The following is a 14626-nucleotide window of genomic DNA, read 5'->3' on the forward strand; positions in this document are numbered from 1 at the left end:
AAGGGATGAATCGGACAACTAAATTTATTTAGAATCTTTCCTACTGACTGTAAGGGCAGTAAATATCCCCATCATACTAGGCAGAATACTGAATAATAAAAACAGCCAATTATTTGTTAGGATCGAGATAATGGTAAAAATAAGTAGTGATGCGACATTGATACTTATACCTAACTTCACATAAGAAGGCTTAAAAGGTATTGGTCTGTACATGTTGATAGTCAAAATGAGCCCAATGATCGCCCAGCTCCCTAAGTGTACAAATAAAAGGACAGCTAAAACCATGGCAGTGCTTAATTTAATCCCAAACACTACTAAAGAAAAGAAAATATAAATTGCTGCTAACGTCAAATACCATGAATAAGATTTCGCCTTTTGCCAAATATGGTCGTGTACTTCATCTAACCCTCTATTTTTCTTCGCCTTTTTCCTTCCAAACCACCAGCCAAGGATGCCAAAAATCATCCCGCCGTACAGTCCCAAAATACCCCCTATAGAAAATCCCATTACGCCATTCCCTCCTCTTCGAAAATAAAAACTTCCTCAATCGTGCAGTTGAACGCTTTTGAAATATTGTAGGCAAGCTCTAATGATGGATTGAATTTTCCCGATTCAATTGCAATGATAGATTGTCGTGAGACACCCACTACCTTAGACAAATCCTCCTGCGTAATCTTTTTCGATTTCCGCAATTCACGAATTCTGTTTTTCATAATGCCTCCTCATAAATGTAAAGCAAACTGTACATTTAGTAATAAGTAAAGTTTACTTTACATCTTTTATTATGTCAAGCTAGCTTTACAATTTAATTTTTGTTTAAACAATGAGATTTGAGCCGGCTTTGCGTAAAAATCCGTTTATTAAAACAGGAAATAAAAAAAGCGTGTTTTGAAAAATCAAAACACACTTGGGATCTCCACACTATTTATTTAGCGTAATCCTTTCTATTTCAACACTTTACTATGAATAATATTTATAATTTTCTGTTGAGCATCTAGTGCTTCGGGGATGGGCATGACAACAAACACATGGTTCATTTTAGGATAAACAAAAGTTGTAATATCAATCCCTTGCTCGCTTAGTTGTTCATCAAACTTTACTGCATCTGGATATAAACTTTCATGGGTGCCAATAAAATGAGTAATACTCGCTAGACCTTGAAAATCACCATAAATTGGACTAATCAGAGGGTCCTTTAAATCCTTATCAGCTGCCCATAGCTTTGTGATGACCCCCATTCCTTCACTAGCTAGCATAGGGTCCTTTTCTTCATATTCAGGGATAAGAGGATTTTCTAGACTTAGGTCAACACAAGCCGATAGTAAAATAATATCTTGTGGCTGTGGCAAATGATTTTGCTTTAAAAGCTGGGCCAAACCAAGTGCTATATTACCTCCTGCAGAATCTCCTATAATAGTTAATTGACTGGCACTTTCAACCGTCTCTAAAATTTTATTATAGAGATGCAGCATTTTTTGGTACGTGTCCTTATGATTAAAATGAGGTACTTTTGGATAAATCGGGGCAATAACTTTTGCCTGTAATGCTTGTGCTATTTTATCCATGAACAGCCAGTGTAAATTTAACGGTTGATTCGTCCAAGCGCCACCATGAATATAGAGAATCACTTTTTGTTTCGAGGACTTTTGATCATTTAATGTAAAAACTTGCATATCCTCAAAAGTTTGTTCATCCTTAACACTTAAAAATTGGACATCATCTCCAATGACATAGGGCTGATTATTCACAGTTGCTTTTTGCTTGATGAACTGTTTAGCATTTTCAACACTAGAAAAGCTCACTTTATTACTCTGGGAAAATAACAACTTTTCAAATTGAACACTTTCTTCAGAGCGCTCTCCATTAAAAATCACTACACTCATTACTTTCTCCCCTTTCACCATTTTTTTACCTAGCTGGATGTATGAGAACCCTTAACAAACAAGCCTTAAATCAAATGTCATAAGCAAGTCCCTTACAAAATAAGGGTTGTCATCAAACTTTATTACACTTGACCGAACATTATTTTAATTCCACAAAATGGCGTATACTCCTTCAAATTTGCCTGTTAAATATAAAATATCTATCCGCTTCTTTGAAGAAATAAAGCTGGGTTAAAATGAATGAAGTTCCCAAAGCGTTTTTTGAGAACTTAATTTTGCTTACCGTATATCCGTATGAACCCGAATCAGTATTATTTTTTATTTTTCAACTGTAAAAGTATAGGTGCTATATTTAGTAGGATAGAAACAATTGTCAAAAACCATAATGCCCTTTCCATACCTGGTACTACATCCTCTAAAGCTGCCCAATCTTCCTTCTACTTGTACCCAGCTAGATACAAAACTATATTCCGAACAAAGTGTCAATGCTGTAAATGATAACCCCATTGCCATCGCTAGTTTATAATCTTTACCTGTTGTATACATGTAAAGATTTATAAAAGTTGCTACTATAGCAATAAGTCCGAATAGTAACCACATTATTCTACCTCCCTTTTCAATATAGACATAAATTGTAATGAGGATGTTCCCAGCCCTTAATTGGAAATTATTGTTATCATCATTGTAAATCCACACTATCCTGATGCGACTCCTATATATAAATGTTGGATTGGTAATGATTCATTCTTGCTTTAATGGAGATTTCACCATAAGGTCATATATTCCAACATAATCAGCCTATTACCAGAAACATTGTTATAAAAGTATCCCACTCTTCCTTTAAGTACAATACTAATCGGCACCAGAACTTTGTCCAAACCCATTCATCAAAATCCTCTCAATAGATAATGAACATGTAGTCGAATAAGTTTTTGATTCTACTGAAGTCATATCAAACCTATAATTTTCAGAAAAATATAAAAAGCAACCTCTTACGGCCATAATACCGAAGAGGTTACTTTTAATCAAAATTTATTACCGTTATCATTCTTTTATTCAAAGAAACTAGAACATAAAATTTACAGGCCGCATTTTAACTGTGCGCCACAGTTTGTACAAGTATTACAGCCGCCCATTTCCTCGACTGTTCCTTTACGACATACTGGACATGTATTTCCTACGTCCGAGCCAATTACCGTCGTGGACTCTAGTGCTTGAATCGTATCAACTAATACGACTGGACGTGTTGTATGTTCTTCTACTAATTCCTCCTCAAATGATAGTTGATCCATATCATTTTCTTCGGCTTTTAGCGTAAGTACCTGTGAATCACGGCTACCATCCACATAGACCGTACCACCTTTAGCGCCACCTTTATATAGTCGCTCATATACTTTTTCAACTTGTTGTACAGTATAGCCTTTTGGCGCGTTTACTGTTTTAGAGATCGATGAATCAATCCATTTTTGAATAATACATTGTACATCCGCATGTGCCTCTGGTTTTAGCTCCATTGCCGTTACAAACCATTCTGGAAGCTCTTGCTCATTAGCCTCTGGATGACGATCTAAATATTCTTTTACAATTTCAGCTTTCACTTCAATGAACTTACCTAGACGGCCAGAACGGTAGTAAGTGAAGGAGAAGTATGGCTCAAGACCTGTTGCTACGCCTACCATTGTTCCTGTTGAACCTGTTGGGGCAACCGTTAATAAATGGGAGTTACGGATACCTGTTGCTAAAATTTGCTCCTTGATGTGAGCAGGCATTTTTTGCATGAAGCCTGTTTCTGTGAAAGCTTTACGTAAACGAGCTGTTTCTTCGTCAGTAGCACCTACTAAGAATGGAAAGCTTCCACGCTCTTTAGCAAGCTCTGTAGACGCCTCATACGCGGTTTCAGCAATTGTTTTAAAGATTTCATCGACTAAAGCATTACCTGCTTCAGAACCGTATTCTTTCTCACAATAAATGAGTAAATCAGCTAGACCCATTACGCCTAGACCAACACGACGCTCACCTAGTGCTTGTACACGGTTTTCCTCTAAGAAGTATGGAGTTGCATCAATAACATTATCCTGCATACGAACACCGACACGAACCGTTTCACGTAGTGCTTCGTAATCTACAGTTTGGTTATCTTTATTCGCAAATTGTGCAAGGTTTACCGCTGCCAAGTTACACACTGAGTATGGCGCAAGGGGCTGTTCCCCACATGGGTTAGTTGCAACAACGCTTTGACCATATGCCTTTGCATTCGTCATATCATTCGCATTGTCGATAAAGAAAATTCCTGGCTCTGCAGAGTATGTTGCACATACGTTAATTAAATTCCACAATTCTTTCGCTTTGATCGTGCGATATGTGCGGATTTTATAGCCCATTTTCTCCCATTCACGAACGTCACCAACATGATGCCATTCTGTGTTGTAAGCATGCATTTCTTCTTTCGAGTATTCTTCAACCGCTGGGAAACGCAGTTCGAAATCAGCATCGTTTTCAACAGCTTCCATAAATTCTTTTGTTAATGTTACGGAGATGTTTGCACCTGTTAAAAACTCTGAGTTATGCACAGTATATGTGCCACCATCACGTAATTTATTTTCAGCCTCACGAATAATGGCTGTATCAAATCCACCTAAACCTTCAATGCTTTTATAGTTTACAATGCCTTGATACATAGCTTCTTCCTGCATAGAAAGTGGCTTGAAGTTTAACTTCTCTTTCGCTAGACGAATGATTGTTTCATCGGTTGTATTTTCAATTAGGTAACGCAGAATACGAGGGTTTTGCATTTTCGAAATAATAAACTCCACAATATCTGGATGCCAATCGGCAAGCATAATCATTTGTGCTCCACGACGTGAGCCACCTTGCTCTACAAGATGTGTTAATTTAGCAATATCATCTAACCAAGAAACAGAACCTGATGATTTACCGTTTACACCACGTGCCAATGTGTTGCGTGGACGTAATGTGGAACCATTTGTTCCTACTCCACCACCACGGCTCATAATTTCCATTACTTGCTTACGGTGATCACTAATACCTTCACGTGAATCCGCAACAAAAGGCATTACGTAACAGTTAAAGAATGTTACATCTGTTTCAGATCCTGCTCCGTAGATTACTCGTCCAGCAGGAATGAACTTTAAGGACACTAATTGCTCATAAAATTTTTCAAACCATTCTTGGCGTTTTTCTGGTGTTTTTTCAACAACCGCCAGTCCTGTTGCATTTCGTTTAGCGATTTGTTCATAAAAAATCTCAAGAGGCTTCTCTAGCACGTCAATTGAACGCGTAATCACACCCGTTTCTTGCTCCTGTGGATCGTCTAAAACGCTACGATAATCTTCCTCAATCAAAATATCAGCTGTTTTTGTAGTCATGTCCAGCTTTTGAATTGTCCCTAAACCACGTGCAGGGAATTTTGGATCAGCTTTTACCGTTAAAACAACAAAGTCACCGGCTTTTAGTGTTTTCTTTTCTGTGTCTTTAAACGAGTAGCGATCGATCATGACAAGTCTTGATACACCTTTGTGCGTGATGTGCATATCAGGCGTTACAGGGTGTACCTGCGGGAATTGTTCGATATCTTTGTTTAACTGTTCAAATTGATTGTTTACATCGGGTTGATGATTTGTGAGTACCATCGTTTTGCCTCCCTTACAAAATAAATACACAATATCATGTGTTGTTAAACACTACATATTGTGTATATGTCTTTAAAAAAGATACTATATATAGATTTTCAATTCAACTCTTGCTTTTTTCAATAGAATCGTAACTACTTGTAATAGCAAGGATTGAACACTTAAAAATATTTTTTTATACCATTTTTTACTTTTTGAAGTTCCACTCATCAGATGCATATTTTTTTTCTTCTAATGCACGGACATATTTTAACTGCTCCTCAGAAAGTGTAAATGGTTTTAATTCAATTTGCAACGATTTTGCAAAACCATCTCGAAAAGCAGTCACACATTGTTCAACTGTCACAGGTTCATCCACAAGACTGTTAATCGCTACTGCTTTCTCTGGTAATTTTCTGCGCATACGATCCTTCGCTTCTTCACTCGAAAAATTAAAGACCGATAATAATTTCTCCTGATCTAAATCTAATAAAATGGCACCATGCTGCAATATAACACCTTTTTGTCGTGTTTGCGCACTTCCTGCTATTTTTTTCCCTTCAACTACCAGCTCATACCAGCTTGGAGCATCAAAGCATACTGCACTTTTCGGACTCTTTAAGTCTGCTCTTTTCTCCTCTGTATCAGGGACACTAAAATAGGCATCCATACCTAAGTTATGGAAACCTTGCAAGATGCCTTCACTTAGCACACGGTACGCCTCTGTCACTGACTCTGGCATATTTGGATAGCTTTCTGTTACGATGACACTATATGTGAGCTCATGCTCATGCAGCACAGCTCGTCCACCAGTTGGTCGACGTACAAAACCTAAGCCTTGCTCACGGACAGCATCTAAATTTATATCTTTTTTGGCTTGCTGAAAATAACCGATTGATAATGTTGCCGGTTCCCACTCATAAAAACGAATGACTGGTGGAATTAACCCCTCACTATGCCAATCAAGTAATGCTTCATCTAGTGCCATATTAAAAGAAGGACTACATTTCCCTGAATTTAAAAAATACCAAGTTGTCATATGTTCATCTCCTACAATTTATAAAAATACCTCAGGCCCCACCTGCGGTTCAACCTTAACGAAGATTACGTTACAGTTCAAGTTGTGGCTTTTCAAACGATATCGACGAATTCGCCACAATCTAGTTAATTTTATCAAACTCATTGGACTATCGCTAGCGCATCTTTTATAATAATAAAGAAGATAGAAAGGGGTAAGAAAATCTTGGACATACTTATCACAATCGGTGTCGTTTTAGTAGTCGTAATTGCATACATCGGTATTAATGCACTAAGACTCAAAAAAGCTGTAACCAACTTAACACAAGAACAATTTATTGAAGGCTATCGTAAAGCGCAGCTAATCGATGTTCGTGAACAAAAAGAATTTGATGCTGGTCACATTCTTGGCGCACGAAATGTTCCTTCCACAACATTACGTCAACGTTATAAAGAAATTCGCCCAGATTTACCAGTATATTTATACTGTCAAAATACAGGCCGTAGCTCACGTGCTGCACTATTTCTTAAAAAACGTGGGTACAACCAAATTTACCAACTTCAAGGCGGCTTCAAAACTTGGACAGGTAAAATAAAAGCCAAAAAATTTTAATATTTCCCTAAAAAAAGTCGTCTCAAAGAACTAGGAGACGGCTTCTTTTTATACAAAAAATTCAGAGTTTCTACTATATTATATCTATTGCAAAATTTTAAGCGGCTATTTCTTACACTCGTTCATACTATAATGATCCTCTTCCTCTCACTTGTCCCCTCTTCATTTCTTCACATAAACCTTTCGTATTTGCGCATACTACGAAAATCTTTGTATGTCCAAAAATACTAATTATCGTTAGTAATTTTCATTTATACACTACATTCTTCTATTTTTCTGAAAATAATATAAATTTCTAGTTGAATAATTGTAAAAGCACTGCTAGGATATATAATATCTTAAAATAATATTTATGATAAAAAATTAATAAGCTATGAATGCTATGGATCAAACTATAGCAGGAGCAGTTCTGGAGAGAGCGCAATGTGCGTCGCCGAAGGGTTCACTATCTCAGGCAAAAGGACAGAGGAGTAATAACAGCTTTTTTAAGCGATGCCATATGATGGTTACGATGATTTCATGAACCATCCGTGATCAAATGGTATTTGTTATTCTGACGTTTTTCCGAGACTAGTGTCACAACTAGTCTCTTTTTTATTTTTCCAGTCATCATTTTTTATGCATCTTTGGGGGGATTAACGTGGAACAGCAACAATTAAAACGTGAATTAAAAAATCGCCATGTACAGCTTATTGCCATTGGTGGGACAATAGGAACCGGCTTATTTCTAGGCTCTGGGAAAGCCATTGCATTAGCAGGGCCTTCGATCATCCTTGCCTATTTAATTGTCGGAACGGCACTCTTTTTTGTTATGCGTGCATTGGGCGAACTATTACTTTCGAATTCAGGATATACATCATTTACGGATTTTGCCTCCGAATACATAGGGCCATGGGCAGGGTATGTAACAGGCTGGACCTACTGGTTCTGTTGGATCATGACGGCAATGGCAGATATTATCGCTGTGGGGGTTTATACACAATATTGGTTTGATATCCCTCAGTGGGTTCCAGCTATTGGTTGTTTAGTAGTATTACTACTATTGAATTTATTAACGGTCAAACTATTTGGGGAGTTAGAATTTTGGTTTGCTATCATTAAAGTAATTACCATTGTGGCGCTCATTATCCTTGGTCTTATTATGTTAGTGACAGGCTTTCAAACAAGCTCTGGGACGGTTTCAGTAGATAATCTTTGGGTCCACGGCGGCCTGTTTCCAAATGGAGTATATGGCTTTTTAATGGCCTTCCAGATGGTTATTTTCGCTTTCGTCGGTGTGGAATTAGTAGGGGTATCGGCAGCCGAGACTGCGGACCCACAAAAAAACATTCCTTCTGCTATTAATAAAATACCATTCCGAATTTTACTCTTTTATGTAGGGGCACTGTTTGTCATCCTATGTATCAATCCATGGTATGAAATGTCTGCCGCAAGCAGTCCATTTGTCCAAGTATTTACATTAGCGGGTATTCCAATTGCTGCAGGTATTATTAATTTTGTTGTGCTCACTTCAGCCGCATCTGCTGGTAATAGTGGTTTATTCTCAACAAGTCGAATGCTCTTTAATCTTGGTAAAAATAAACAAGCATCACCTGCATTTGCTAAGCTCAATAAAAATAGTGTTCCAAGTAACGCACTAGTCATTTCTGCAATTGTTGTATCAGTAGGGGCACTGTTAAGTAAGCTAATGCCAGAGAATGCCTTTAGTATCGTAACGACTATTAGTGCGATTTGCTTCATATGGGTGTGGAGTATTATCATCATTTCTCACATCATCTATAAACGGAAAAATCGTGCCCTACATGAGGCCTCAAGCTTCAAAGCACCGCTGACACCTTTTATTAACTACGTAGTGCTTGCGTTTTTTGCTTTCCTATTAATTGTGATGTTTATTTCTGAGGCAACACGTACAGCTCTTCTACTAACACCTATTTGGTTTATTGCCCTATTCATTCTATATAAAATGAAAAAAAGATGACTTCAGAGCTCACTCTGAAGTCATCTTCTATTCGTTAAAAAATGGTCATATCCCATTCTGTCGCTAAATGTTTCAGCAATTGGACACCTGCGACACTATTCCCAATAGGATCGATGGCTGGTCCATAAATACCTATGCCACAGCCAGCAGGGAATGGTGAATCTAATCCTGCATGACCTGGGACAGCGGTAAGAATGGCACCAGAAACACCACTTTTAGCAGGAAGTCCAATAAACGCCGCAAATTTTCCTGAAGCATTGTACATACCGCATGTTACCATTAAAGCCTTTGCTAATTTTGCCACTTGTTTAGGAAATAATTGTTTCTTTAATAGCGGATGATAGCCATCATTAGCGATAACTAAACCAATCATCGCTAAATCGGATACATTGACTTCAATCGCACATTGCTTTAAGTAAACCTCAAGAGCCGCTTCTACTGGGCAGTCTAAGAAACCAGAATCCATTAAATAGTAGGCTAGTGCTCGATTACGGTTAGCTGTTTGCCACTCGGATTGAAACACTTCCTCGTTGACACTTAATTGCTTACCTATGATTTGCTCTAAAAATTGTAGGATTTTGTCAATCTTCTCCTGTGGTGAATGACCAATCATCATAGAGGAGACAGTAATCGCCCCAGCATTAATCATTGGATTAAAGGGCTTTCCTGGCTGATGACTTTCTAAGCGAATAATAGAGTTGAATGTATCTCCTGTTGGCTCAACATCCACCCTTTCTAATACATAGGGCAATCCTCGATCCATACAGGCCAGTATAAAGGTGATTACTTTGGAAACACTTTGAAGCGTAAATAATTCTGACGTATCACCAGCTTTAATTTCATGCCCTTCAGTGCCAATAATGGCTATGGCTAATTGATTTGGGTCTTTTTTAGCTAATGCAGGGATATAGTTAGCGCACTGTCCTTCTTTTGCGGCAGAGCGAAACTGTGTGACCGATTGTGCCACAAGCTGATCGTGACTAGGTTGTGTTGACATTACTGTGGACTCCTTTCAAAATGTGCAAAAACAGAGTCTTCATAGTTCTCCTATGAAGACTCTATCCATATTTTTGCTATCCTTTTATCGCTTTGGAGGCATTGTCCCCTCCGGAATTAACGATTCATACGTCTCCCCATCAAGACGTTCTTGCCATTCCTTTTTAGCTTCCTCAATCAGTACTGGATTACCCAATAACTCAATCGCAGTACACGCCATAATTTTAGCAGCTTGTAGCATACCTTTATGGGCGATAGGCGTGACACCTTGAGAAACAACTTGCCATGTATGCAGTGGCGTTCCTAATGCCATACATACTGCCGTACATTGAACAGTTGGCACATTCCAGCTAACATCTCCCACATCCGTAGAGCCACCCATGATAAATTCAGGAAGCATTCGAGGAATATGATCAGCAATAACTTTTCCTTGTAATTGTTGAACATCGTCTTTATGTAGACCAACTAATGAAGAGGCTTGTACTTCAGGAGAAAACGTATTGAAAATAGCCTGAGCATACTGTTCATCCTCTATTGTATAGTCTGGCATGCCAATTTCAAGTATTTGTTGATACATGGCATCATAAAGCGTCTTATTTGTTATTAAATTAGAAGCAGCACCTTCAAAATCGATTTCTAGGGAAGTACCTGTCATGAGCGTTGCACCCTTCGCTATTTGTTCAACACGCTGATAGATTTCTTGCACTTGTTGCTTTTTAGGTGCTCGCACTAAATAGGTAACCTCAGCATATGGTTGAACAACATTCGGAGATGTTCCACCAGAGTTTGTAATAGCATAATGCACTCTTGCTTCTGGAATGATATGCTCTCGTAAATAGTTTACCCCAACGTTCATTAGCTCAACAGCATCTAATGCACTTCTTCCCAGATGAGGAGCAGCTGCTGCATGTGCACTTTTACCTGTAAACTTAAATGTAACAGCATAGTTTGCTAGAGAGCTACATGTCATCACCGTTGAAAACGTACCAGGATGCCAAGAAATGGCGATATCTACATCATCGAATAAGCCAGCTTTCGCCATATAAGCTTTACCAGATCCATTTTCTTCTGCAGGGCAACCGTAAAAACGGATGGTTGCGGATTGTGGATGTTGCTCTAAATAATCTTTTACGGCAACAGCTGCTGCAAATGCTCCTGTTCCTAATAAATTATGGCCACAGCCATGACCACTTCCCCCATTCTCAAGAGGCTCATGAATGGTAACACCGCCCTTTTGGCTCAAGCCAGGTAGTGCATCGTATTCCCCTAAAAAGGCGATGACTGGCTTTCCTGACCCAAAAGTTCCAACAAGCGCAGTATCCAGCCCAGCTACGCCAGCCTCAGTTTGAAAACCCTCGTTTTCGAGTGCCTCTTTCATATATTGCATTGATTGTTGTTCTTGAAAATGAAGCTCCGGTACAGCCCAAATTGCATCGCTTAAGGCCACGCTTGCATCCTTTTTTGCCTCAATTAATGTAGAAATTTTTTCTTGAAAACTCATTATTGTTCCTCCAATTTATTTATTATGCTTTCAATAATGCTCCTTTTTGGTCGTTTAACGTTACAAGCGACACAATACAAATGAGCGCGAATCCAATTAACATCCAAAAGGCTGCATCAAAGGAGCCATTAAAGGCATCGACCATAAAACCAATAGCCATAGGTGTAACAAACCCCGCTAGCTGTCCGCCTGTATTCGCGATCCCCATAGCTGAGCCTGTTATAGACGAAGGCAATTTCTTTAGAACAATTACGGGTAGTAGCGTAATGACAAACGCAATAAAGATAGAAACAACTGTTTGATAGCCAATAAATAATGTCACCGTTTTCGCTGTAAACATTAAATACAATAAAAGACCGATGACTGCACAGGAAATGGAGCCTAACACCTTTTCCATTCCTCTTGGAAGCTTATCGATAATATATCCGCTACCATACACCCCAATAATCGTTGTAATAGCAGGAATCGTTTGTGCCCAACCAATGGACATTAAGTCTAGTCCACGATTTTTTTGAAGGTATGTTGGAATCCACGATACTAATCCCCAGTTCACCGCATAAATACAGAAATAAGCAATAATCAAATTCCACATGAGCGGTGTTTTCAAAAGTTCTTTAAAGCTTACCTTAACTGCCGGACTACCTGTCTCAGCAGCCTCTGCTGTTTCAGCTTTTGGGAGCTGAATGTATTTCCAATATAAATAAGCAATAATCGCTCCAATAGCCCCGATTATGATAAACATCATACGCCAGCCAATCGTTCCTAATAAATAAGCGGCTAACAGCGGTACAATTAGCGAAACAATCCCACCAGAAGTCAGCATAATCGACATCGCTCTGCCTCTTTCTTCTTTCGGGAAAATCGTGGCAATAATCTTAGAGCTAGATGGTTGGAATCCACCCTCTCCAATACCGAATAAGAAACGAATAACAATCATCGCTGTTAAAGACCAGGCAATAGCCGTAAGTCCGGTAAATATTGACCACATGATGACAGCCATTAGCAAGATTCGTTTTGCGCCAAATTTATCAGCTAGCCAGCCGCCTGGTATTTGCATAATGGCATAGCCTAAAAAGAAAGCGCTTAAAATAATACCCGTCGAAGATGCATCCAGTTGCAAATCGCCTGTAATTGAAACGACTGCGTAGTTCATAATATAGCGATCTAAGTTCCCTAAAGACCAGCCTAAAAATAATAGTGCAAGGATAACATTTCTAGATTTTTTCGTTACGTCATTTGTTGTCATTTATATCCCTCCCATGATCAAAAACCTTCTCTTTATGGCAGTGATTGCATCACCGCTACAGTTGTTCTTTAAGATTCTTGCCCCCTTGCAAATCTAGTAAAATCAAAACCCCTTTTATATACCGACATTTTCGTTATATATTCGTATAATAATCAAAGTACTCCAAAAAAACAATATTTTTTTGAAAATTTCTAATAGATAGTCGCTTCTCTAGCTATGAATGATCGGCTCAAAAAGGCGCACAACTTGTGTACTGGTCTTTGTTTTATCGATACAAAAATTTAAGAAAAAAAAATGTCCCAAACCACACATTGGTTTGGAACATTTTTTTAGTTTCTAGACAAGCTGATATATTTTGATTGGTCTACCACGCAAATGCTGTAATTCTTCGCCACAAATTCTTGCTAAATCTACACTACATAAATCCGCAACAATCCGCTGTGCATTTCTTTCACTCATTTGAAGCTGTGTCGCTAAATCCTTAGTCGTAAAATGCTTCCAGTGCATTTTCTGCACAAGCGCATGGATTTTCATATACGTTTTAATACTAATATTACCTTTTTTTAGCTTTTCTAAAATATCGGGATCTTCTGCTCGGTAAGAATAAGACAGCTCTTCCATATTTCCGACCGACTCAATAATCGTACCGTCATCCTGAATCATAACGATATCGATGGCTTCATTTTCCTTGGTCTGCCTTAGCCCTCGATGAGCATGTAGCTCTGCATTGAATACGGTTTGTGCAAAACCAATACCTGCAGTTACTTTTGCTTCCATTTCGATGGATAATTGATACATTTTTTCCTGTAGAAATTTAATCTGCCCTTCAATCGCTCCCCTTGTACTAAAAATTGTATATTTTCCATTCCCCTCTTCAATGAGGGAACCGTCAATTTGTTCACAAAGTTGAAGTAGATGTTCCTTAGTACGTAGTTCTAAATATTGGATGCGATACCCTTGCTTCATACGCTCCTTTAAGGAATCAAAATCCTTGATTTCAAGCATTACTGCACCAATTTGAGTTTCTTTATAGTAGGATGTTTTAATTTTTTCCGTAAACAGCTGAACTGTATGGTAAATTTCTGTTTTTGTGGGAGATACCCAATAGGAAGGAACTCCTCGTTCTTTCAGCTCTTCATCGACAGATGGATAACAAGTGATGGCAAAATCGATCTTTCCCTCCTGCCAAAGTGTATAGTGAAAATCAAATAACTCTTTTGGATCAATGGCTACATCAAATTCCTTTAAATACATATGATTGACATTTTTTTGGATCTCCGCTAGACCCTCTGAAGCCATTTGTGAGGGAGAAGGTATAATATCGATACTAACATTTTCAATAAACTTCTTTTGCCGATAGGATTGCTCTAAAAATCCTCTATAAATAGCCGCCTCCGAAAAAATGATATGAGCCAATTTATCCTGTGAAACCTTTGTTTGGCTCGCTATCTTATAGGGGATATAGCCAGAAAACAGCCAGAAATCCACATCTTGATCATAGGTCTCCACAAGATGCTTTGTCTCTGTCGCTATCGCATAAATATACGGAATAAATTCCATATCCTGTTCAATTTCTCTGGCTAAAGCAATAATTCTTTGGACGGATTTGACAGGACCCACAACACCTATTTTATACATCTTTTGTTCCTACCTTCTTTGTGAAACTGCAATAGTTATGTAAAAAAATTTCTTTTCTCTTCTGTTCATAGTATAGCGGACAACCAATTTACTAGACAAATAAAAAATCTATACAGAAAAACCCC

General features: G+C 38.3%; 11 protein-coding genes, 1 pseudogene and 1 riboswitch. Of the genes and pseudogenes, 2 read left to right on the top strand and 10 right to left on the bottom strand.

Annotated features, from left to right (window positions below):
• Window positions 1-24: 24 nt before the first annotated feature.
• The 6 genes and pseudogenes from PI85_RS09305 to PI85_RS09330 form a co-directional block, all read right to left on the bottom strand.
• On the bottom strand, window positions 25-507 hold the full coding sequence (locus PI85_RS09305) for a hypothetical protein (RefSeq protein ID WP_036126956.1): 483 nt from the start codon (window positions 505-507) through the stop codon (window positions 25-27).
• Entirely contained in the window at window positions 507-713 is a 207-nt protein-coding gene (locus tag PI85_RS09310; RefSeq protein WP_008181842.1) for a helix-turn-helix transcriptional regulator, read from the bottom strand. Before PI85_RS09310 ends, PI85_RS09305 begins: the two co-directional genes overlap by 1 nt.
• Before the next feature lie 231 nt (window positions 714-944).
• Window positions 945-1883 (bottom strand): alpha/beta hydrolase fold domain-containing protein, encoded by a 939-nt coding sequence (locus PI85_RS09315; RefSeq protein ID WP_036126959.1) that lies wholly within the window; start codon window positions 1881-1883, stop codon window positions 945-947.
• Window positions 1884-2194: 311 nt separating this feature from the next.
• Window positions 2195-2483 (bottom strand): annotated as a pseudogene (locus PI85_RS09320) (hypothetical protein).
• 479 nt (window positions 2484-2962) lie between these two features.
• On the bottom strand, window positions 2963-5533 hold the full coding sequence (locus PI85_RS09325; RefSeq protein ID WP_036126961.1) for a vitamin B12-dependent ribonucleotide reductase: 2571 nt from the start codon (window positions 5531-5533) through the stop codon (window positions 2963-2965).
• 187 nt (window positions 5534-5720) lie between these two features.
• Window positions 5721-6551, bottom strand: coding sequence for a biotin/lipoate A/B protein ligase family protein (locus PI85_RS09330; RefSeq protein WP_036126963.1), 831 nt, complete (start codon window positions 6549-6551; stop codon window positions 5721-5723).
• A gap of 204 nt (window positions 6552-6755) precedes the next feature.
• Between PI85_RS09330 and PI85_RS09335 the strand changes: the two genes are divergently transcribed.
• Complete coding sequence (locus PI85_RS09335) at window positions 6756-7142, top strand: rhodanese-like domain-containing protein (RefSeq protein ID WP_036126966.1); 387 nt, start codon at window positions 6756-6758, stop codon at window positions 7140-7142.
• A 399-nt stretch (window positions 7143-7541) separates the two neighbouring features.
• A riboswitch (glycine riboswitch) is annotated at window positions 7542-7618 on the top strand.
• Window positions 7619-7782: 164 nt separating this feature from the next.
• Window positions 7783-9120, top strand: coding sequence for an amino acid permease (locus tag PI85_RS09340; protein ID WP_036126968.1), 1338 nt, complete (start codon window positions 7783-7785; stop codon window positions 9118-9120).
• Between the two features lie 34 nt (window positions 9121-9154).
• Here the strand turns inward: PI85_RS09340 and PI85_RS09345 are convergent, their stop codons facing one another.
• The 4 genes from PI85_RS09345 to PI85_RS09360 all read right to left on the bottom strand — a co-directional run bounded on the left by PI85_RS09345 (window position 9155) and on the right by PI85_RS09360 (window position 14501).
• Window positions 9155-10117 carry a glutaminase gene (locus PI85_RS09345; protein ID WP_036126970.1) on the bottom strand — a complete coding sequence of 321 codons (963 nt, stop codon included), beginning with the start codon at window positions 10115-10117 and terminating at the stop codon, window positions 9155-9157.
• Window positions 10118-10201: 84 nt separating this feature from the next.
• On the bottom strand, window positions 10202-11617 hold the full coding sequence (locus PI85_RS09350) for a M20 family metallopeptidase (RefSeq protein WP_036126971.1): 1416 nt from the start codon (window positions 11615-11617) through the stop codon (window positions 10202-10204).
• A 22-nt stretch (window positions 11618-11639) separates the two neighbouring features.
• Complete coding sequence (locus tag PI85_RS09355) at window positions 11640-12863, bottom strand: MFS transporter (RefSeq protein ID WP_036126972.1); 1224 nt, start codon at window positions 12861-12863, stop codon at window positions 11640-11642.
• 336 nt (window positions 12864-13199) lie between these two features.
• Entirely contained in the window at window positions 13200-14501 is a 1302-nt protein-coding gene (locus PI85_RS09360) for a hypothetical protein (protein ID WP_036126974.1), read from the bottom strand.
• Window positions 14502-14626: the final 125 nt, after the last annotated feature.

Source organism: Lysinibacillus sp. A1, from assembly GCF_000801965.1.
Taxonomy (GTDB): Bacteria; Bacillota; Bacilli; order Bacillales_A; family Planococcaceae; genus Lysinibacillus; species Lysinibacillus fusiformis.

What these genes read in the sequence shown, in the direction of transcription:
- PI85_RS09305 (WP_036126956.1), bottom strand. Translation starts at nt 507, where the DNA reads ATGGGATTTTCTATAGGGGGTATTTTGGGACTGTACGGCGGGATGATT.
- PI85_RS09310 (WP_008181842.1), bottom strand. Translation starts at nt 713, where the DNA reads ATGAAAAACAGAATTCGTGAATTGCGGAAATCGAAAAAGATTACGCAG.
- PI85_RS09315 (WP_036126959.1), bottom strand. Translation starts at nt 1,883, where the DNA reads ATGAGTGTAGTGATTTTTAATGGAGAGCGCTCTGAAGAAAGTGTTCAA.
- PI85_RS09325 (WP_036126961.1), bottom strand. Translation starts at nt 5,533, where the DNA reads ATGGTACTCACAAATCATCAACCCGATGTAAACAATCAATTTGAACAG.
- PI85_RS09330 (WP_036126963.1), bottom strand. Translation starts at nt 6,551, where the DNA reads ATGACAACTTGGTATTTTTTAAATTCAGGGAAATGTAGTCCTTCTTTT.
- PI85_RS09345 (WP_036126970.1), bottom strand. Translation starts at nt 10,117, where the DNA reads ATGTCAACACAACCTAGTCACGATCAGCTTGTGGCACAATCGGTCACA.
- PI85_RS09350 (WP_036126971.1), bottom strand. Translation starts at nt 11,617, where the DNA reads ATGAGTTTTCAAGAAAAAATTTCTACATTAATTGAGGCAAAAAAGGAT.
- PI85_RS09355 (WP_036126972.1), bottom strand. Translation starts at nt 12,863, where the DNA reads ATGACAACAAATGACGTAACGAAAAAATCTAGAAATGTTATCCTTGCA.
- PI85_RS09360 (WP_036126974.1), bottom strand. Translation starts at nt 14,501, where the DNA reads ATGTATAAAATAGGTGTTGTGGGTCCTGTCAAATCCGTCCAAAGAATT.